19 protein-coding genes and 1 pseudogene are annotated in these 18,501 nt (G+C 71.7%); 14 read left to right on the top strand and 6 right to left on the bottom strand.

Features of this window, described 5'->3' with window-relative positions; translation table 11 throughout:
- The first annotated feature begins 28 nt into the window (after positions 1–28).
- Positions 29–676: a thymidine kinase gene (locus tag ACIRQ9_RS29770; protein WP_404180107.1), complete on the top strand. Its 648-nt coding sequence runs from the start codon at positions 29–31 to the stop codon at positions 674–676.
- Here the strand turns inward: ACIRQ9_RS29770 and ACIRQ9_RS29765 are convergent.
- Positions 666–1,481 carry a VOC family protein gene (locus tag ACIRQ9_RS29765; RefSeq protein WP_404180104.1) on the bottom strand — a complete coding sequence of 272 codons (816 nt, stop codon included), beginning with the start codon at positions 1,479–1,481 and terminating at the stop codon, positions 666–668. The genes ACIRQ9_RS29770 and ACIRQ9_RS29765 overlap by 11 nt on opposite strands.
- A 314-nt stretch (positions 1,482–1,795) precedes the next feature.
- Between ACIRQ9_RS29765 and ACIRQ9_RS29760 the strand changes: the two genes are divergently transcribed.
- Positions 1,796–2,638 carry a sulfurtransferase gene (locus tag ACIRQ9_RS29760; RefSeq protein WP_404180101.1) on the top strand — a complete coding sequence of 281 codons (843 nt, stop codon included), beginning with the start codon at positions 1,796–1,798 and terminating at the stop codon, positions 2,636–2,638.
- A gap of 94 nt (positions 2,639–2,732) precedes the next feature.
- Here the strand turns inward: ACIRQ9_RS29760 and sepH are convergent, their stop codons facing one another.
- Positions 2,733–3,770, bottom strand: a complete 1,038-nt coding sequence (gene sepH, locus ACIRQ9_RS29755; RefSeq protein WP_404180098.1) for a septation protein SepH — start codon at positions 3,768–3,770, stop codon at positions 2,733–2,735.
- 471 nt (positions 3,771–4,241) lie between these two features.
- On the opposite strand from sepH, the gene ACIRQ9_RS29750 reads away from it, so the two are divergent.
- A complete protein-coding gene (locus tag ACIRQ9_RS29750) occupies positions 4,242–5,024 on the top strand; it encodes a hypothetical protein (RefSeq protein WP_404180095.1) in 783 nt (260 codons plus the stop codon).
- Here ACIRQ9_RS29750 and ACIRQ9_RS29745 read toward each other — a convergent pair.
- Both ACIRQ9_RS29745 and ACIRQ9_RS29740 read right to left on the bottom strand, forming a co-directional pair.
- Positions 4,948–6,276, bottom strand: a complete 1,329-nt coding sequence (locus ACIRQ9_RS29745) for a D-arabinono-1,4-lactone oxidase (protein ID WP_404180093.1) — start codon at positions 6,274–6,276, stop codon at positions 4,948–4,950. The two genes, ACIRQ9_RS29750 and ACIRQ9_RS29745, sit on opposite strands and share 77 nt — an antisense overlap.
- Positions 6,236–7,474 (bottom strand): MFS transporter, encoded by a 1,239-nt coding sequence (locus ACIRQ9_RS29740; RefSeq protein WP_404180090.1) that lies wholly within the window; start codon positions 7,472–7,474, stop codon positions 6,236–6,238. The genes ACIRQ9_RS29745 and ACIRQ9_RS29740 overlap by 41 nt, the downstream gene beginning before the upstream one ends.
- Before the next feature lie 161 nt (positions 7,475–7,635).
- On the opposite strand from ACIRQ9_RS29740, the gene ACIRQ9_RS29735 reads away from it, so the two are divergent.
- Together ACIRQ9_RS29735 and ACIRQ9_RS29730 are read left to right on the top strand one after the other, a co-directional pair.
- The gene (locus ACIRQ9_RS29735; protein ID WP_404180087.1) at positions 7,636–8,763 is read left to right on the top strand and encodes a ferrochelatase; all 1,128 of its coding nucleotides are present in this window, start codon (positions 7,636–7,638) and stop codon (positions 8,761–8,763) included.
- Between the two features lie 8 nt (positions 8,764–8,771).
- On the top strand, positions 8,772–9,602 hold the full coding sequence (locus tag ACIRQ9_RS29730; RefSeq protein ID WP_404180084.1) for an inositol monophosphatase family protein: 831 nt from the start codon (positions 8,772–8,774) through the stop codon (positions 9,600–9,602).
- A 162-nt stretch (positions 9,603–9,764) separates the two neighbouring features.
- Here ACIRQ9_RS29730 and ACIRQ9_RS29725 read toward each other — a convergent pair whose 3' ends face one another.
- A complete protein-coding gene (locus ACIRQ9_RS29725; protein WP_404180081.1) occupies positions 9,765–9,938 on the bottom strand; it encodes a hypothetical protein in 174 nt (57 codons plus the stop codon).
- 416 nt (positions 9,939–10,354) lie between these two features.
- On the opposite strand from ACIRQ9_RS29725, the gene ACIRQ9_RS29720 reads away from it, so the two are divergent.
- The 4 genes from ACIRQ9_RS29720 to ACIRQ9_RS29705 all read left to right on the top strand — a co-directional run bounded on the left by ACIRQ9_RS29720 (position 10,355) and on the right by ACIRQ9_RS29705 (position 13,892).
- On the top strand, positions 10,355–11,008 hold the full coding sequence (locus ACIRQ9_RS29720; protein ID WP_007387794.1) for a response regulator transcription factor: 654 nt from the start codon (positions 10,355–10,357) through the stop codon (positions 11,006–11,008).
- Between the two features lie 5 nt (positions 11,009–11,013).
- Complete coding sequence (locus tag ACIRQ9_RS29715; protein ID WP_404180077.1) at positions 11,014–12,264, top strand: sensor histidine kinase; 1,251 nt, start codon at positions 11,014–11,016, stop codon at positions 12,262–12,264.
- A gap of 400 nt (positions 12,265–12,664) precedes the next feature.
- A complete protein-coding gene (locus tag ACIRQ9_RS29710; protein WP_005481602.1) occupies positions 12,665–12,961 on the top strand; it encodes a DUF4193 domain-containing protein in 297 nt (98 codons plus the stop codon).
- Positions 12,962–12,974: 13 nt separating this feature from the next.
- Complete coding sequence (locus ACIRQ9_RS29705) at positions 12,975–13,892, top strand: hypothetical protein (RefSeq protein ID WP_404180074.1); 918 nt, start codon at positions 12,975–12,977, stop codon at positions 13,890–13,892.
- Positions 13,893–13,919: 27 nt separating this feature from the next.
- On the opposite strand, the gene ACIRQ9_RS29700 is transcribed toward ACIRQ9_RS29705, so the two are convergent.
- Positions 13,920–14,381 (bottom strand): DUF3093 domain-containing protein, encoded by a 462-nt coding sequence (locus ACIRQ9_RS29700; RefSeq protein WP_404180071.1) that lies wholly within the window; start codon positions 14,379–14,381, stop codon positions 13,920–13,922.
- Between the two features lie 58 nt (positions 14,382–14,439).
- Here ACIRQ9_RS29700 and ACIRQ9_RS29695 point away from each other — a divergent pair, with 58 nt between their 5' ends.
- The 5 genes and pseudogenes from ACIRQ9_RS29695 to ACIRQ9_RS29675 form a co-directional block, all read left to right on the top strand.
- Positions 14,440–15,024: a PaaI family thioesterase gene (locus ACIRQ9_RS29695; RefSeq protein ID WP_399011036.1), complete on the top strand. Its 585-nt coding sequence runs from the start codon at positions 14,440–14,442 to the stop codon at positions 15,022–15,024.
- The gene (gene dut, locus ACIRQ9_RS29690) at positions 15,021–15,584 is read left to right on the top strand and encodes a dUTP diphosphatase (protein ID WP_404180067.1); all 564 of its coding nucleotides are present in this window, start codon (positions 15,021–15,023) and stop codon (positions 15,582–15,584) included. Before ACIRQ9_RS29695 ends, dut begins: the two co-directional genes overlap by 4 nt.
- A 1-nt stretch (position 15,585) precedes the next feature.
- A complete protein-coding gene (locus ACIRQ9_RS29685) occupies positions 15,586–16,341 on the top strand; it encodes a DUF3710 domain-containing protein (RefSeq protein WP_401411409.1) in 756 nt (251 codons plus the stop codon).
- Positions 16,342–16,531: 190 nt separating this feature from the next.
- On the top strand, positions 16,532–17,701 hold the full coding sequence (locus ACIRQ9_RS29680; RefSeq protein ID WP_404180063.1) for an alginate lyase family protein: 1,170 nt from the start codon (positions 16,532–16,534) through the stop codon (positions 17,699–17,701).
- A 159-nt stretch (positions 17,702–17,860) separates the two neighbouring features.
- Positions 17,861–18,501: pseudogene (locus ACIRQ9_RS29675) on the top strand (histidine kinase); the annotation flags it as partial.

Here is an 18,501-nt window from a genome sequence, read left to right as displayed (position 1 = left end):
CACCGCCCCGAAAGGTGCTCACCTCCCCATGCCCGAGCTGGTCTTCTTCTCCGGAACGATGGACTGCGGGAAGTCGACGCTGGCTCTGCAGATCGAGCACAACCGGTCGGCCCGCGGTCTCGTCGGCATGATCTTCAGCCGTGACGACCGCGCAGGCCACGGCAAGCTCTCCTCCCGCCTCGGCCTGGTCACCGACGCCGTGGAGGTGGAGGACGGCCAGGACCTCTACGCCTACCTGGTCGACCACCTCTCGCAGGGCGGCCGCGCGGACTACGTCATCGCCGACGAGGCCCAGTTCCTGGCGCCCGGCCAGATCGACCAGCTCGCCCGGGTGGTGGACGACCTGGCCCTGGACGTGTACGCGTTCGGCATCACCACCGACTTCCGCTCCAAGCTCTTCCCCGGCTCCCAGCGACTGGTGGAGCTGGCCGACCGGGTCGAGGTCCTCCAGGTGGAGGCCCTGTGCTGGTGCGGCGCCCGCGCCACGCACAACGCCCGTACGGTGGGCGGCGAGATGGTCGTCGAGGGGGCGCAGGTGGTGGTGGGAGACGTCAACGGATCGGCCGGCGAGGTCGGTTACGAGGTGCTGTGCCGCCGCCACCACCGGCGCCGGATGACCGCCGCGTCGGCGCGCGCGGCGGCCCTGTCCCCGGACGTCCTGCCGGTCACGACCTGACGCGGCGCGGACCCTCGATCAGCGAGAACGCCGCACCCTCCGGATCCGCCACCGTCGCGACCCGTCCGTGCTCGCTGTCCCGGGCCGGTCTCAGCACCCGTCCGCCGAGTCCGGCGACCTCGCGCAGGGTCGCGTCCGCGTCGTCCACCTCGAAGTACGTGAGCCAGTGCGGCCCGCGGTCCCGGGGCAGCGCGAGGCCGACGCCGTGGATGCCGGCCACCGGACGGCCCTCGACGTGCAGGGTCACGTAGTCGAAGTCGGCGGACACCACCGGCTCCTCCGCGTAGCCGAACACCGCTTCGTAGAACTTGGCGACGCTCGCGGTCTCGAAGGTGAGCAGTTCGTTCCAGGCGGGTGTGCCGGGGACGCCGGTGACGGCCGTGCCGAGGTGGGCGGAGGCCTGCCAGATCCCGAACACCGCTCCCGACGGGTCGGAGCAGATGGCCATCCGCCCGGCCTCGGCCGCGTCCAGCGGGCCGACGCCCACCGTGCCGCCGCACAGGCGGGCCGTCTCCGCCGTCTGGTCCACGTCCTCCGAGGCGAAGTACGGCGTCCAGGCGATCGGCAGGTGCAGGTCCGGCGGCAGCTGCCCGATGCCGGCGACCTCCCGTCCGTCGAGCAGCGCCCGGACGTAGGGTCCGAGTTGCTGCGGACCCGGCTGGAACTCCCAGCCGAACAGCGCCTCGTAGAACTCCTCGGTCGCCGTCAAGTCGTGCACCATCAGACTCACCCAGCAGGGGGTGCCGGGCGCGCGCCCGGCGTGTGCACCGCCGTTCGGGCCGGCCGATCCCCTTACCTCGGTCATCGTCACTCTCTCCTCGGCCCCTCACGGTGGCCGTGTCGCTTCCGCTCTCCGGACCGGCGGTGCCGCTGCCGCGGGCACGCCCCGTGCCGATGCTCGCACCCTCCGTGGCGGCACACGCCCAGGCGGGGGCGGCGGCCTTCGCCGCGAGGATGCCTGGTCTGCCGATTCTCGCCCGTTTCCGGTCGATTGCCGCCGGGTGTCCATCAGCCGTACAGCATGTGCCCGGTCCCGTACGCCCGGTGATCGAGCCTGTCCGGCCGAGCAGAGTAGCCGTACCTGGACGCCGCGGCCACCCCTGGCGTAAGGATGAGGCCATGGAAGCCATCATCACCGCAACCGAACTCGCCGACGACCTGGCCGGGCCGAACCCGCCCGTGCTGCTGGACGTGCGCTGGCAGTTGACCACCAAGGGCGGCGCGGCCTTCGACGGCCCGGCCGAGTACGCCGCAGGGCACCTGCCCGGCGCCCGCTACGTGGACCTCGACTCGGAACTGGCCGCGGCGCCCGGCGAGCACGGCCGGCACCCCCTGCCCGACCCGGCGGTCTTCGCGGCGGCGATGCGCCGTGCGGGTGTCTCGGTCGGCCGGCCGGTGGTCGTGTACGACGGCGGGCACGGCTGGGCGGCGGCGCGCGCCTGGTGGCTGCTGCGCTGGACGGGTCACCCGGACGTGCGGGTCCTGGACGGCGGGTTGCCGTCCTGGGAGGGGGCCCTTTCGGCCGATCCGGTCGAGCCGGCCGAAGGTGACTTCGAACCCGCGCCCGGTGCGCTGAAGTTGCTCGACGCGGACGGGGCGGCGGCGCTGGCCCGCACGGGTGTGCTGCTGGACGCCCGTGCGGGGGAGCGGTACCGGGGCGAGGTCGAGCCGATCGACCGGGTCGGCGGGCACATCCCGGGCGCCCTCTCCGCGCCGACCGTCGAGAACGTCGGTCCGGACGGCCGGTTCCTGCCCGCCGCCGAGCTGCGTGACCGCTTCAAGGCGCTGGGCGCCCTGGAGGCCGCCCCGGTGGGCGTCTACTGCGGTTCCGGTGTCTCGGCCGCGCACGAGGTGCTGGCGCTGGCCGTCGCGGGCATCGACGCGGCGCTGTACGTCGGTTCGTGGTCGGAGTGGTCGGCGGACCCGTCCCGTCCGGTCGCGGTCGGCCCCGACCCGCAGTAGGACGACGGCCCGACCCGCAGTAGGACGACGCAAGGAGGGGGCACGCGCGCGTGCCCCCTCCTGCTGCCGGCCGTGCGGCGCGTGCCGCGCCCGGCTACTCCTGCTTCTTGCGCCGTGTGCCGAAGACGATCTCGTCCCAGCTCGGCACCGCGGCCCGGCGGCCGGGGCGGACGCCGTCGGCCTCGGCCTGGCGGTCGGTGGCGCCGATCAGCCGGTCGCGATGGCTGCCGACCGAGCGGGGCATGAGGACGTCCGCGTAGGCGGAGCCGGCGGAGGCCGCGGGAGCCGGGGGCTCCTCGGTCGCCGGTTCCGGGTCGGGCGGCTCCTCCGCGACGATCTCGGTGGGCCGCTCCGGGACCACCATGTCGCCGCGGAAGCTCGGCACCGCCTCCAGCAGGCTGGTCAGCGAGTCCCGCTCGCCGGCCGTCTCCTCCAGCGGTTCGGACGACTGTGCGGGCAGGCTCGGCCGGTCCCGGTCGCCGGAACGGTCCAGCGGACGGTCCCGCGGCAGCCGGGCGATCCGCGGGACGAACGGAAAGCTGGGCTCCGGTACGGCGAGGTCGTCGGACTCGCCGATCAGCGAGCGCGCCTCGTCGTCGACGGCCTGCACGAGCCGCCGGGGCGGGTCGTAGGTCCAGCTCGCCGAGTGCGGTTCACTCGCGACCCGGTAGACGAGGAGGACCTCCCAGGTGCCGTCGTCGCGGCGCCAGGAGTCCCACTGCACGGTGTCCTTGTCGGCGCCGCGCAGCACCAGACGCTCCTGCACGGCCTCGCCGAGCGGCGGACCGGAGTTCTCACCGGGCCGGCGGACGGGTGTCTTGCGGGCTCTTTCGGCCATGAAGGCGCGCTCGGCCAGTACCGGACCCTCGAAGCGCCGCACCCGGTCGACGGGGATCCCGGCGAGCTGGGCGACCTCTTCCGCGGTCGCGCCCGCCCGTATCCGCGCCTGGATGTCTCGGGGCCGGAGATGGCTCTCGACCTCGATCTCGATCTGGCCGAGCCGGGGCCGGTCGCCGCGGACGGCGGCACGGAGCCGTTCGTCGATCGGAAGCGTGTATTCCGTAGAGTCGGCAGCCTTGAGCACCAGCCGTGTGCCGTCATTGGAGACGGCCACGACACGCAGTTCGGGCATGGGGACCTCCCGGGTGGTGCCTGCCGACGTCACGTGCGTCGCTGCTTCCGCTAGTCGAGTGTGGCCTGCCCGGGTGCAGCCTGCCACAACCTTGCCGAGTTGCCCGGCGTGTCGGGCACGGGCCCGGGTCCGCCGTTATGGCACGGTTACCTATTCGCAACGCTAAGTGACCAACTCCGTCACCCTGTGCAACTGGCCCCCTCCCGGCGGTCCTGCGAGGCCGTGGACGCCCTGGCGGGAGACCGGACCCAGGGCTCGCAACAGTACTCCATTCGGGCCACGTGCGTGGATTGGCGCGCCGCCCGACTTCTGGCAACGAGCCTTCCCCGGCCGCCGGTTGCCCATTCCCGACGATCTTGAACGTGGCGTACTTCACGCAATCCGCAGAAACGGAACCAATGGTTTCGCTCGTACGTCCCTTTCTAGTGCAGTCGATCGGACAAGTACGGGAAGGGCAGGCAAGGTTCGGGAATGCGTGAAAGGCCCGGTTCCGGTGACCAGACCAGTGCGGGAGAGGAGGTGACGGCGGGTGTCAAGCGGATCGACCTGAGCGTGCCCCAGGTCGCCGGCAGCGCGGTGGCCGCCGTCGTGGCCGCCAAACTCGCCTCCTCCGTGGGGGTGTACGGCACGATCCTCGGTGCCGGGGTCGTCAGTGTGATCGCCACCTGCGGCGGCACACTGTTCCAGCACTTCCTCAGACGGACCGGGGAGCAGCTGCGCGTCGCGACGGTGACGCCCCGGTCCCGGGAAGAAGCGGCCCCGGCGCCCGGCGAGTTCACGGCGGGAACCGTCTACCGGGCCCGCACGCGGACCTGGCGCCGGCCGGTGCTCGCGGCGGCCCTGGTGTTCGCGGTGGCCATGGCCGGCATCACGACCTACGAACTGGTCTCCGGCAGCAGCTTCAGCGGCGGCTCCGGTACGACCGTGACCGGCGCCGTCACCGGCGGGCGGCCCGGTCCGTCGAGGCCGTCGGCCCCCTCCGGCTCCACGGACCCGTCCCCCTCGTCCGGATCCAAGTCCGGCGACGGATCCGGTGCTTCGACCGCTCCGTCGCCCTCGTCCTCCCCGGCTCCGGCGCGGACACCCGCGAGCGAGGGGGTGACGACGCCCGCGCCGTCCCCGAGCGGGTCCGTGAGCGAGGAGCCGGACGCGGCCCCGTCGCCGGCCGGGTCGCCGACTACTGCCCCAGAACCCTCCGCAAGTAGTCGTTCTGGAACAGCCGGTCCGGATCGAGCCGGTCCCGCAGCGCCGTGAACTCGCCGAACCGCGGGTAGGCCTTCGCGAAGTACTCCGCGTCCCTGGTGTGCACCTTGCCCCAGTGCGGACGGCCCCCGTGCGCGGTGAAGATGCGCTCCGCGGCGGTGAAGTACGCCTGGTACGGCGTGCCCCGGAACATGTGCACCGCGACGTAGGCGCTGTCCCGGCCGGAGGCGGTGGACAGGGCGATGTCGTCGGCCGGGGCGGTGCGGACCTCGACCGGGAAGTTGACCCGGAGGCCGGACCGGTCGACCATCGCCTTCAGTTCGCGCACCGTCTCCACCAGGGCCTCGCGCGGCACGGCGTACTCCATCTCCACGAAACGCACCCGGCGCGGAGACGTGAAGACCTTGTAGGGGATGTCCGTGTACGACCGCGCGGACAGCGCCGTGCTGGAGATCCGGGCGACCGTCGGCACCACGGCGGGCACCGCGCGGCCGAGCAGCTGCACGCCGTGGAAGAGACCGTTGGAGAGGAACTCGTCCTCGAACCAGCCGGCCAGCTGCCCCACCGGCTGCGCCGGGCCCGCGCTGCGGTTGTTGCGCTTGGTGTTGGTGTTGCCGGTGTGCGGGAACCAGTAGAACTCGAAGTGCTCGTTCTCCGACCAGAGCTGGTCGAACTCGGCGAGGACCCGGTCCAGCGGCATCGGTTCCTCGCGCGCGCTGAGCAGGAAGAGCGGCTCCACGGCGAAGGTGATCGCGGTGACGATCCCGAGCGCGCCGAGACCGATCCGCGCGGCCGCGAAGACCGCGCGCTCCTCCTCGGTCCCCTGGTCGGAGCAGGTGAGCACGGAGCCGTCGGCGGTGACCAGTTCGAGTGCCCTGATCTGGGCGGCGAGCGAGGCGGAGGCGCGGCCGGTGCCGTGGGTGCCGGTGCTGGTGGCCCCGGAGACCGTCTGCTCCATGATGTCGCCCATGTTCGTCAGCGACAGACCCTCGCGGGCCAGGGCGATGTTGAGCCGCTTGAGCGGGGTGCCCGCCTCGACCGTGACGGTCATGGCCGCGCGGTCGATCCGGCGGATCCCGGTGAGGAGCTGAGGGCGGATCGAGACGCCGTCGGTCGCGGCGATCGAGGTGAAGGAGTGGCCGCTGCCCACCGCCTTCACCTTCAGGCCGTCCTCGGCCGCCTGCCGCACCGCCGCCGCCAGTTCGTCCACGGAGGCCGGCGCGACCTCCCGCGCGGGACTGACCGTGACGGTCCCTCCCCAGTTACGCCACGTGCCGCTCTTCCCGCTCGCTGTACTGCTCAACGGTGCCTCCCCGACCCGTGACCGGCCCATTGAGCCGGCGGTACCCGAGGAAACCGACCGCGACCGCGACGGTCCCGGACACGGCCGGAACCCCGTACCCGGCGCGGGCCCCGGCCGCGTCGATCACCCAGCCGGCGACCGAGGAGCCGAGCGCCACCCCGACCGCGAGGCCGGTGCTCACCCAGGTCATGCCCTCGGTGAGCTTCGCGCGAGGTACGTGCTTTTCGATGAGGGACATCGTCGTGATCATCGTCGGTGCGATGGACAGGCCCGCAACGAACAGCGCCACGGCCAGAAGCGGCAGGTTTCCGACCAGTAGGAGGGGGATCATACTCACGGCCATCGCACAGATGCCCAGCAGCCACCGGCGCTCCGGCCTGCCCGCGAACCGCATCAGACCGAAGACCGCACCGGCGAGGCAGGAGCCCGCCGCGTACAGCGCCAGGACCACGCTCGCGGCGCCCTTGTGGCCGCGTTCGTCGGCGAAGGCGACGGTCACCACGTCCACCGCCCCGAAGATCGAGCCCGTGGCCGTGAAGGTCGCCACCAGCACCTGGAGGCCGGGCGCGCGCAGCGCCGAACCGCGGGTGTGGTGCTCGCGCGGATGCGGCGCGGGCTCGGTGGCGCGCTGGGCCGTCAGCCAGAAGACGCCGACGGCCAGGAAGCAGGCGGCCAGCAGCGGCCCCGCCTCCGGGAACCAGACCGTGGACAGGCCGATGGAGATGATCGGCCCGAAGATGAAGCAGACCTCGTCGACGACGGACTCGAACGAATACGCGGTGTGCAGCTGCGGTGTGCCCCCGTACAGGGCCGCCCAGCGGGCCCTGATCATCGCGCCCAGGCTCGGCACCGCGCCGATCCCGGCGGCGCAGACGAAGAGCACCCAGTCCGGCCACCCGTAGTGCGCGGCGAGGAGCAGCCCGGCCGCGGCCACCAGCGCGAGCAGCGTCGCCGGGCGCAGCACCCGGCGCTGGCCGTGCTGGTCGACCAGCCGGGAGACCTGGGGGCCGACTGCGGCGGCGGACAGCGCGATGGTGGCCGAGAGCGCGCCGGCCAGCCCGTACCGCCCGCTGATCTGGGAGATCATCGTGACCACGCCGATGCCCATCATGGACAGCGGCATCCGGCCGACGAGGCCCGCCGCGGAGAAGCCCTTGGTGCCGGGGACGGCGAACAGGGCGCGATAGGGGCTGGGCACGTGGGTCTCCGACAGGCTGGGTAAGGCGCGAACGCGGTGGATACAGCTTACGAGCGAGGTGCCCGGGTTGCACCCCGTCCGACCGGGGGATAAATCTCCCGAATCCGACTCTTCACCCTCCTGTTTCCGGGCCGTCAGCGCCGGGTGGCAGGATCGCCCCCATGTCAGACGCGCTCGATGCCACCCCCTACGACGCCCTGCTCCTGCTCTCCTTCGGCGGCCCGGAAGGGCCGGACGACGTGGTTCCGTTCCTGGAGAACGTGACGCGCGGGCGCGGTATCCCGAAGGAACGTCTCAAGGAGGTCGGGCAGCACTACTTCCTGTTCGGCGGGGTCAGCCCGATCAACGACCAGAACCGCGCCCTGCTGGACGCCCTGCGCAAGGACTTCGCCGAACACGGCCTGGACCTGCCGATCTACTGGGGCAACCGGAACTGGGCGCCCTACCTGACGGACACCCTGCGCGAGATGGTCGCCGACGGGCGCCGCCGCGTCCTGGTGCTCACCACCAGCGCCTACGCCTCCTACTCGGGCTGCCGCCAGTACCGCGAGAACCTCGCGGACTCGCTGGCCGAGCTGGCGGCCGAGGGACTCGAACCGCCCCGGATCGACAAGCTCCGGCACTACTTCAACCACCCCGGCTTCCTCGACCCGATGACCGACGGGGTGCTCCGGTCCCTCGCCGACCTGCCCGAGGACGTCCGCGCGGGCGCCCACATCGCCTTCACCACCCACTCCATCCCGACCGCGGGCGCCGACACCTCCGGGCCGCCGGAGGCCCACGGCGAGGGCGGCGCGTACGTCGAGGAGCACCTGGACGTCGCCCAGCTGATCGCCGACGCGGTCCGGGAGCGCACCGGCGTCGACCACCCCTGGCGGCTCGTCTACCAGTCCCGCTCCGGCGCCCCGCACATCCCGTGGCTGGAGCCCGACATCTGCGACCACCTGGAGACGCTGCACGGCGCCGGGGTCCCAGCCGTCGTGATGGCCCCGATCGGCTTCGTCTCCGACCACATGGAGGTCCTCTACGACCTCGACACCGAGGCCACGGCCAAGGCCGAGGAGCTCGGCCTGCCGGTACGGCGGTCCGCGACCGTCGGGGACGACCCGCGGTTCGCCGCCGCGATCCGGGACCTGGTCCTGGAGCGCGCGGGCGTGGAGAGCGGGCGGGCGGTCACGCCGTGTGCGCTGGGCGCGTTGGGCGCGAGCCACAACCTCTGCCCCGTCGGCTGCTGCCCGGCGCGCGCCCCCCGTCCGGCCGCGGCCGGCGCCGACAGCCCCTACGCGTGAGGAGCCCCGTGACCGACGCCCCGCACACCGATCTGCTCCGGCTCGCCCGGGAGGCGGCCGCCCGCGCGGGCGAGCTGCTGCGCGACGGCCGCCCGGCCGACCTCGCCGTGGCCCGGACCAAGTCCAGCCCGATCGACGTCGTCACCGAGATGGACATCGCGGCGGAGAAGCTGATCACCGACCTGATCTCCGGGCACCGCCCGGACGACGGCTTCCTCGGCGAGGAGGGCGCGTCGACCGAGGGCACCAGCGGGATCCGCTGGGTGATCGACCCGCTCGACGGCACGGTCAACTACCTCTACGGGCTGCCGACCTGGGCGGTCTCCATCGCGGCCGAACAGGACGGTCAGACCGTGGCCGCAGTCGTGGCGGCACCGGTGCGCGGCGAGACGTACCACGCGGTACGGGGCGGCGGGGCCTGGGCGACCGGGGCCTGGGAGGGCGAGCGGGAGCTGCGCTGCCGCCCGGCGCCGCCGCTGGACCAGGCGCTGGTGTCGACCGGCTTCAACTACGTCACCGAGGTCCGCACCCACCAGGCCCGGGTCGCCGCGCGGCTGATCCCCCTGCTGCGTGACGTGCGGCGGAGCGGGTCGGCGGCGATCGACCTGTGCGACGTCGCCTGCGGACGGCTGGACGGGTACTACGAGCGCGGGCTGAACGCGTGGGACTGGGCCGCGGGCGACCTGATCGCGCGCGAGGCGGGCGCGCTCACGGGCGGCCGGCCCGGAGAGCGCCCGTCCCGCGCCCTGACGGTCGCGGCCACCCCCGGGGTCTTCGAGCCGCTCCAGCAGCTGCTGGACTCCTTCGGCGCCTGGCACGACGGCGACCCGGACGCCTGACCCGTGAGGTCGGAGGCGGGGAGGTCGGCCGGTTTCTCGGTTTCTTTGGTCCCGACGAGTCGATCGTGTCCGTGCGGGTAGGGGTCACCGCATGAGCAGGGCCCCGGCGCTGGATTCGCCGGGGCCCTGCTCATGTGCCGGTGTACTGCTGGTGCGGGACTGTCAGACGCGGGTCACGCCGACTTCCACGCCATGTTCGGCGGCGAGGCGGTGCAGGTCGTCGAGCTCGGCCTGCTCCACCTCGACAAGGAAGTCGTCGCCCTCGTCACGAGCCCGGGTGATGTCGGACTCGGTCGCCTTTATGCGCTGCAGAAGTCCTGTGGTGAATGCGTCCATGCTGCGCCCCCTCGTCCTGGGTCGTGGGTCGGTGGCACGGGGGTGTGCCGTTGAAGGGGCGATCACGTCTCACGCGGGTGCCCAGCGCTGCCCGGCCGGGCGGCGACGGTGCCGGACACCCCCATCGTCCACTCTGCTGTAGCGGCGACGTACGTACCGCATGGTGCTGCGGCACATGCAGAGCGTGATCGCGGGGTGTACATGCCGTCCTCCCCCCGCTCCCTTCGCTGGAAACCTCAACCGGAACAGAAAATCGCGCATTCCCGCCCGGCGGCGCGGATCCCGCCGTCGCCCCCTCTGCCTTACTGCCGACTTATGGCCGAAAAGGGCAGGATGGAGCTCCTACACCCCGAGCAGACCCCTGCCCGCGTGCGCCGGTGCGCGCTACGCGGGTGGACAGAGGAAGGACAAGCGACGTGCGCGTACTCGTCGTCGAGGACGAGCAACTGCTCGCCGATGCGGTGGCCACCGGACTGCGCCGGGAGGCCATGGCCGTCGACGTCGTGTACGACGGTGCGGCCGCCCTGGAGCGCATCGGCGTCAACGACTACGACGTGGTCGTCCTCGACCGCGACCTGCCCCTCGTGCACGGCGACGACGTCTGCCGCAGGATCGTCGAGCTGGGCATGCCCACGCGCGTGCTGATGCTCACCGCGTCCGGCGACGTCAGCGACCGCGTGGAGGGTCTGGAGATCGGCGCCGACGACTACCTCCCCAAGCCCTTCGCGTTCAGCGAGCTGATCGCCCGCGTGCGCGCCCTCGGCCGTCGCACCAGCGTGCCGCTGCCCCCGGTCCTGGAGCGCGCCGGCATCAAGCTCGACCCGAACCGCCGCGAGGTCTTCCGCGACGGCAAGGAGGTCCAGCTCGCGCCCAAGGAGTTCGCGGTCCTGGAGGTGCTGATGCGCAGCGAGGGCGCGGTGGTCTCCGCCGAGCAGCTCCTGGAGAAGGCCTGGGACGAGAACACGGACCCGTTCACCAACGTCGTTCGGGTGACCGTGATGACGCTGCGCCGCAAGCTCGGTGAGCCCCCCGTCATCGTCACCGTCCCCGGTTCCGGCTACCGGATCTGACGGCCGTGGCGACCACTCCCGCACCTCCGCAGGCACCCCCGAAGCCGACCTGGGACCCGAGAAGGCCGCAGCCGGTCTTCCCGTGGCTGCGTCCCACCATCCGGATACGGCTGACGCTGCTGTACGGCGGCATGTTCCTGATCGCCGGCATCCTGCTGCTGTCGATCATCTACCTGCTCGCCGCGCAGGCGATCAGCACCGGCAACCAGCCCTTCTTCAAGATCATCGACGGCTCCAACATCAGGGTCTCCAGCGACAACTGCGCGGCGATCACCGGCACGCCCAACCTGCAGATCTCGGAGTTCAACGCCGCGATCGCCCAGTGCGTCGACCGCCAGCGCCAGGCGGCCCTCGACGACCTGCTGAGCCGCTCGCTGCTGGCCCTGCTGGGCCTTGCCGTGATCGCCTTCGCGTTCGGTTACGCGATGGCCGGACGGGTGCTGTCCCCGCTCGGCCGGATCACCCGCACCGCCCGCGCGGTGGCCGGCTCCGACCTGTCCCGCAGGATCGAACTGGACGGCCCGGACGACGAGCTCAAGGAGCTGGCGGACACCTTCGACGACATGCTGGAGCGGCTGCAGCGGGCCTTCACCGCCCAGCAGCGCTTCGTCGGCAACGCCTCCCACGAGCTGCGCACACCGCTGGCGATCAACCGCACGCTCCTGGAGGTGCACCTCTCGGACCCGGGTGCGCCGGTGGAGCTGCAACAGCTCGGCAAGACCCTGCTGGCGACCAACGAACGCAGCGAGCAGCTCGTGGAGGGCCTGCTGCTGCTCGCCCGCAGCGACAACCAGATCGTCGAGCGCAAACCGGTCGACCTGGCCGAGGTGGCCGGCCAGGCCGTCGACCAGGTGCTCGCCGAGGCGGCGGCCAAGGGCGTGACCATCCGGGGCGCGCGCAAGCCGGCGGTCGTCCAGGGCAACGGTGTCCTGCTGGAGCGGATCGCCCTGAACCTGGTGCAGAACGCGGTGCGCTACAACGTGCCCGAGGACGGCTGGGTCGAGGTCGACACCGAGATCCAGCACGGTCAGGCGGTACTGTCCGTGTCGAACACCGGTCCGGTGGTGCCTGCCTATGAGATCGACAACCTGTTCGAGCCCTTCCGGCGGCTCCGTACCGAACGCACGGGCAGCGACAAGGGCGTCGGCCTGGGCCTGTCCATCGTCCGGTCCGTGGCCCGGGCGCACGGCGGCCACATCGCGGCCCGGCCTCGTGAAGGAGGCGGTCTCGTGATGAGGGTCTCCTTGCCGGTCTGACGTGTTACAAGATCGCGACACACGCGGCGGATGTTCGCTTTGCGCGGAATTTTCTGTCGGTGTGTCGGGGTACCCCATGTGTGATCGATCACAAGGACGGTTTTCCGGCCATCTACTCTCCGTGATCATGGCTGGGGGAATAAAGCCGGGAAAATCCCTGTTTTCACGTGTCTTGATCACGGGAAGTACAGGGTGAGGCGCCTTTGAGGTGCCTCGCGAGGACCGTGTACGGTCCCCATCGCCATCCAACCCGATCACTCTCGGGAGATCCGGTTGGGTGTCGATTGAGTAACAGACCTTGATGTGAGGCAAAATCTCCGCCTCAGGTCGGGCACAAGTCCGGCCTCTCACGCGTTACGTGCGCTGGAGACACCGCAGACACCCAGAGGGGGAGAGCGACATGGCCACCGATTACGACACTCCACGCAAGACCGACGATGACGTCGACTCGGACAGCCTGGAAGAGCTGAAGGCACGGAGGAACGACAAGTCCACGTCCGCCGTGGACGTCGACGAGTTCGAGGCCGCCGAAGGCCTGGAGCTGCCCGGCGCGGACCTCTCGAACGAGGAGCTGGCCGTCCGGGTGCTGCCCAAGCAGCAGGACGAGTTCACCTGCATGAGCTGCTTCCTGGTGCACCACCGCAGTCAGCTGGCCCGGGAGAAGAACGGCCAGCCGATCTGCCGCGACTGCGACTGAGGAGGGGTCGGGCATGACTGGCTCGACCCCACCCCGGAAGCGCCGCTTCCCCCTGAAGGGAGCGGACTCGGGGCCGTCCGACGGCCCGCGCGCACGTGACGACGGGCGAGGCTCATCCGATCCGGGAGCCTCGCTCGAGCCGGCGGCCGACCGGGGTGACCTCCCGGCGCCGGCGGAGCAGCCCGCGCCCGTCGCCAGGCGACGGGCCGGGGGCATCCGTGACAAGGCCGTGCATCTGGCCCGGAAAGGCGCCCGTAAGGGCGGCAGCCGGGCGAGAGCGGGGCTGGCCTACCTCGCGGACCGGATCATCGAGATCGCCCCTCGTGTCCCCGTACGCGACCTCGCGACCCTGCGCCGGCAGTTCCCGGGTCTGGGACCCGAGCAGCTCGCCGACAAGCTGGTGACGGGTGCGGCGGGAGGCACCTCGGCGGTCGGGGCCGGCGTGGGCGCGGCGGCGATGCTGCCGGTGCCGCCCGCGATGCCGACCGAGCTGGCCGCGGAGATCACCGGGGTCGCGGCCATCGAGCTGAAGCTGATCGCCGAACTCCACGAGGTCTACGGCGTACGGCCGCCGGGAAACCTGAAGGACCGCAGCACCGCGTACCTGGCCTCCTGGTCGGGGGAGCGCGGGATCGACGTGATGAAGCCGTCGACGATCAACGGCGCCCTCGGCGGGCACATGAAGCGCGAACTGCGTCAGCAGATCATGAAGCGCATGGTGCGGGACCTGCCCAACCTGATGCCGTTCATGGTGGGCGCCGCGGTGGGCGCGGTCATGAACCGCCGGGACACCAAGAAGCTCGCGGCGCGGATCCGGGCGGACCTGAGAAAGATCCAGGTGCCCTGGGAGGAACTGCCCGAGCTGCCACCGCTGGAGGAGCCGGCGCAGCCGCTGCCGATCGCCGAGCTGCCGGAGGACTTCGGAGGCTGACAGCGGCCGGCCCTCGCGGGCCGGGACCTACTGGGCCCGCTTCGCCGCCTCGATCGCCGCCGCCAGGGCCTCCGGCTCCCGCGTCGACAGGTACAGGTACGGCGTCGGGTCCGCCGGGTCGGTGACCTCCACGCGCAGCGCCCTCGGGATGTAGGCCCGCAGCAGGAGGAAGGCGCGGACGTCGGCCTTGTACGTGCGCCAGGCGCGCGCCTCCTCCGGGTCCAGGATCTCCGAGGTGCCCAGCGCGGACACCGGGATCTTCGCCTCGCCCGCGATCAGCGAGTCGCCCACCACGCGGATGCGCGGGGAGCCGTACGAACTGGCCACCACCGCCGCCGCCGCCGTGCCGCCCACCAGGCCGCCGAGTGTCGGCAGGGTGCCGAACGGCAGCAGGACCAGGGCGCACGAGACGCCGATCAGGAAGCTGAGGAACCACCACGACCGGGGGGCCGTGAGGCGTTCTTCGTACGGGGTGGCGGAGAGCTGCATGGAGCCAAGCTTGGCACGGTGTCCTGATTCACCGGACGCGCGGGTAAGGTCTGCGCCTGTGAGTGGTAGTTCCGCAGCTCTTCAGCCTCCCGCCAGTGCCCGGAAACCGGTGCGGCACCCCGACGCCCCCGCGCCCGGCGAGCTCATCGGCGCCCACTACGAACATTGTTTCGGATGCGGCCACGGGCAGTCCCACGGGCTGCACCTGGAGGTGCGGGCCGGCGAGGGGGTGTCCCTCACCGCCGAGTTCACCGTGCGGGCCGCCCACCAGGGCGCTCCGGGCCTGGCGCACGGCGGTGTGCTCGCCACGGCGCTGGACGAGACGCTCGGCTCGCTGAACTGGCTGCTGCGGAAGATCGCCGTCACCGGACGGCTGGAGACCGACTTCGTGCGTCCGGTGCCCGTGGGCACCACGCTGTACCTGGCGGCCGAGGTCGCCGCGGTGTCCGGCCGGAAGATCTACTCGACCGCCACCGGACGCCTGGACGCCCCCGACGGGCCGGTCGCCGTCCGTGCCGAGGCCCTCTTCGTGGAGGTCCCGGTCGAGCACTTCACCGACCACGGCCGCGAGGAAGAGATCAAGGCCGCCATGAACGACCCGGACCGGATCCGGCGCACCCGCGCCTTCGAGGTGAACCCGTGAACCCCGCGACCCGCGTGAGCCCTCTCGACGTCCTCATCCGCCGCGTCGACCCGGACGTACCGCTTCCGGCGTACGAGCACCCCGGTGACGCCGGAGCCGATCTGCGGACCACCGAGGCGCGCGAGCTGAAGCCCGGTGAACGGGCCGTCCTGCCCACGGGGGTGTCGATCGCCCTCCCGGACGGGTACGCGGCCTTCGTGCATCCCCGTTCGGGGCTCGCCGCCCGGTGCGGTGTGGCCCTCGTGAATGCCCCGGGGACGATTGATGCCGGGTACCGTGGGGAGATCAAGGTGATCGTGGTGAATCTCGACCCGTACGAGGCCGTACGGTTCGAGCGCTTCGACCGGATTGCCCAACTGGTCGTCCAGCAGGTCGAGAGGGTCCGCTTCCAGGAGGTGGCGGAGCTTCCCGATTCGGCGCGGGCCGAGGGGGGCTTCGGGTCCACCGGCGGGCATGCCGCGGTGGGCGACGTGAGCGGCACAAGCGGTCAGGCCGTCGAGGGCGGTCGGACGGGTGGGAATCGATACGCTTCGGTCGTATCCGACCGGGAAGGACAGTGACGTGTTCGGACGTCGCAACAAGAAGGGTGCCGCCGAGGACGCGGCCGGCGAGGCCGAGCAGGTCGTCGACAGCATCGACACCCAGGCAGACGAGGGCGAGCGCGAGCGCGTGCGCCTGGAGCCGGAACCCCGGCCCGACGGGCCGTGGGACGCCACCGAGGTGCGCGAGCCGGGCGAGGGCCGGGTGGACCTCGGCGGGCTGTTCGTGCCCGGCGTCGACGGCATGGAACTGCGGGTCGAGGTCGCGGGCGACGCGATCGTCGCGGCCACCGTGGTGCTCAAGGACAGCGCCGTGCAGCTGCAGGCCTTCGCCGCCCCCAAGCGCGAGGGCATCTGGGGCGAGGTGCGCGAGGAGATCGGCTCCGGCATCACCCAGCAGGGTGGCATCGTCGACGAGGTCGAGGGCCCGCTCGGCTGGGAGCTGCGCGCCCAGGTGCCGGTCCAGCTGCCCGACGGCACGGGCGGCTACCAGGTCGTGCGGTTCGTCGGTGTGGACGGTCCGCGCTGGTTCCTGCGCGGCGTGATCTCCGGGCAGGGCGCGGTGCAGCCGCAGGCCGCCGGGCTCCTGGAGCAGATCTTCCGGGACACCGTCGTGGTCCGCGGCGAGGGCCCGATGGCCCCCCGCGACCCGATCGTCCTCAAGCTGCCGAACGACGCCCAGATGGTTCCCGAGGGCGTTCAGCAGGAGGAGTCCTCGCGCTTCTCCGGCGGCATGGGCCAGCTCCAGCGCGGACCGGAGATCACCGAGGTCCGCTGACGGCGCGACGCGCGACGAGGGCCGTACCCCCCGCGGGTGCGGCCCTTTCACATGCCCGCACTCGCGGGTGTGAACGGCCGCCCCTTCCTTCACACCTTGACGGAAGTCTGGTCCGTACCTACGGTCTCGGCACGCCTTCGTTCACAGAGGCGCTCCAAGTTCACATACGAGAACGTAGAACGGAGTCGCTGTGCGTCGCATCCCCCTGCTCGCGGCCGCGGGAGCCCTGCTCCTGGGAGTCTTCACGGCCCCCGCCGCCCATTCGGCCCCCAGCACCTTCGTGCACCCCGGAGTCACCGTCTCCAAGGCCCAGCTGGACTTCGCCCGCACCGAGGTGCTGGCCGGCGCCCAGCCCTGGAAGTCGGCGTACGACCAGATGATGGCCAGCGACTACGCCGACCTGAACCGGACGCCCAAGCCCCGGGCCACCGTCGAGTGCGGGTCGTACTCCAACCCCGACTACGGGTGCACCGACGAGCGCGAGGACGCGATCGCCGCCTACACCGACGCCCTGGCCTGGTACATCACCAAGGACGCCCGCTACGCCCAGAAGGCGATCCAGATCATGGACGCCTGGTCGGCCACCATCACCAGCCACACCAACAGCAACGCGCCGCTGCAGACCGGCTGGGCCGGCTCCTCCTGGCCCAAGGCCGCCGAGATCATCAGGTACACGTACACCGGCGGCTGGGCCAACGAGGGCCGGTTCGCCACCATGCTGCGCAACGTCTACCTCCCCACCGTCATCAAGGGCTCCAACTCCAACGGCAACTGGGAGCTGACGATGACGGAGGCCGCCGTCGGCATCTCCGTCTTCCTGGAGGACAAGGCGTCCTACGACTCGGCCATGGCCAGGTTCCGTACCCGCACGGCCGCCTACGTCTACCTGGCCTCCGACGGGTCGGTGCCCAAGACCGTGCCCAGCCAGAACCTGGACACCACCGCCAAGATCGTCTCCTACTGGCAGGGCCAGTCCACCTTCGTCACCGGCCTCACCCAGGAGACCTGCCGGGACTTCACGCACACCGGCTACGGCATCTCCTCGATCTCGCACGTCGCCGAGACCAGCCGGATCCAGGGCCAGGACCTGTACGGCACCGACGTCGGCGAGCGGCTGCGGCAGGCGCTCGGCTTCCAGGCCAAGTACCAGCTGGGCACCGCCGTCCCGAGCTGGCTCTGCGGCGGCACCCTGAACCTCGGGCTGGGACCCGTCACCGAGGTCGGCTACAACGCCCTCCACAACCGGCTGGGCATCGCCATGACCAACACCCAGACGCTCACCCACAACCAGCGCCCCGCCGGCAGCAACAACCTGTTCGTCGCCTGGGAGACCCTCACCCACGGCGACAACCCCAACTGACCCGCTCCGGTGCCCCGCGCCCCGCGCCGGGAGGCCCGCGGGGCACCATCAGGGTTCTGTCAAAGATGCCCGCCGCCGCACCGCCTGACCCGCTGACCGGGACCGTTGGCCGTAAGGTCGACGCTGCGTAGGCGGCGGTGAGCGGAAGACAATGGGACCATGGCACGCGGCAAGCTTCGGATCTATCTCGGTGCGGCACCGGGCGTGGGCAAGACCTACGCCATGCTCTCCGAGGCCCACCGGCGCGCGGAGCGCGGCACGGACTGCGTGGTCGCCTTCGTCGAGCACCACGGCCGGCCGCGCACCGAGGTGATGCTGCACGGCCTGGAGCAGGTACCCCGCCAGGAGCTGCAGTACCGGGACACCGCCTTCACCGAGATGGACGTGGACGCCGTCCTGCGCCGCGCCCCGGCCGTCGCCCTGGTGGACGAACTGGCCCACACCAACATCCCCGGTTCGCGCAACGCCAAGCGCTGGCAGGACGTCGAGGAGCTGCTGGCCGCCGGGATCGACGTGGTCTCGACCGTCAACATCCAGCACCTGGAGTCGCTCGGTGACGTCGTGGAGTCCATCACGGGTGTGCGCCAGCGCGAGACGGTGCCGGACGAGGTGGTGCGGCGCGCGGACCAGATCGAGCTGGTCGACATGTCGCCCCAGGCGCTGCGCCGGCGCATGGCGCACGGGAACGTCTACCAGCCGGACAAAGTCGACGCGGCGCTCTCGAACTATTTCCGGCCGGGCAATCTGACCGCGCTGCGCGAACTCGCCCTGCTCTGGGTCGCGGACCGCGTCGACGAGTA

It is taken from the genome of Streptomyces sp. NPDC101237, assembly GCF_044767465.1.
GTDB lineage: Bacteria > Actinomycetota > Actinomycetes > Streptomycetales > Streptomycetaceae > Streptomyces > Streptomyces gramineus.
This window is presented reverse-complemented; position numbering and strand designations above follow the sequence as displayed.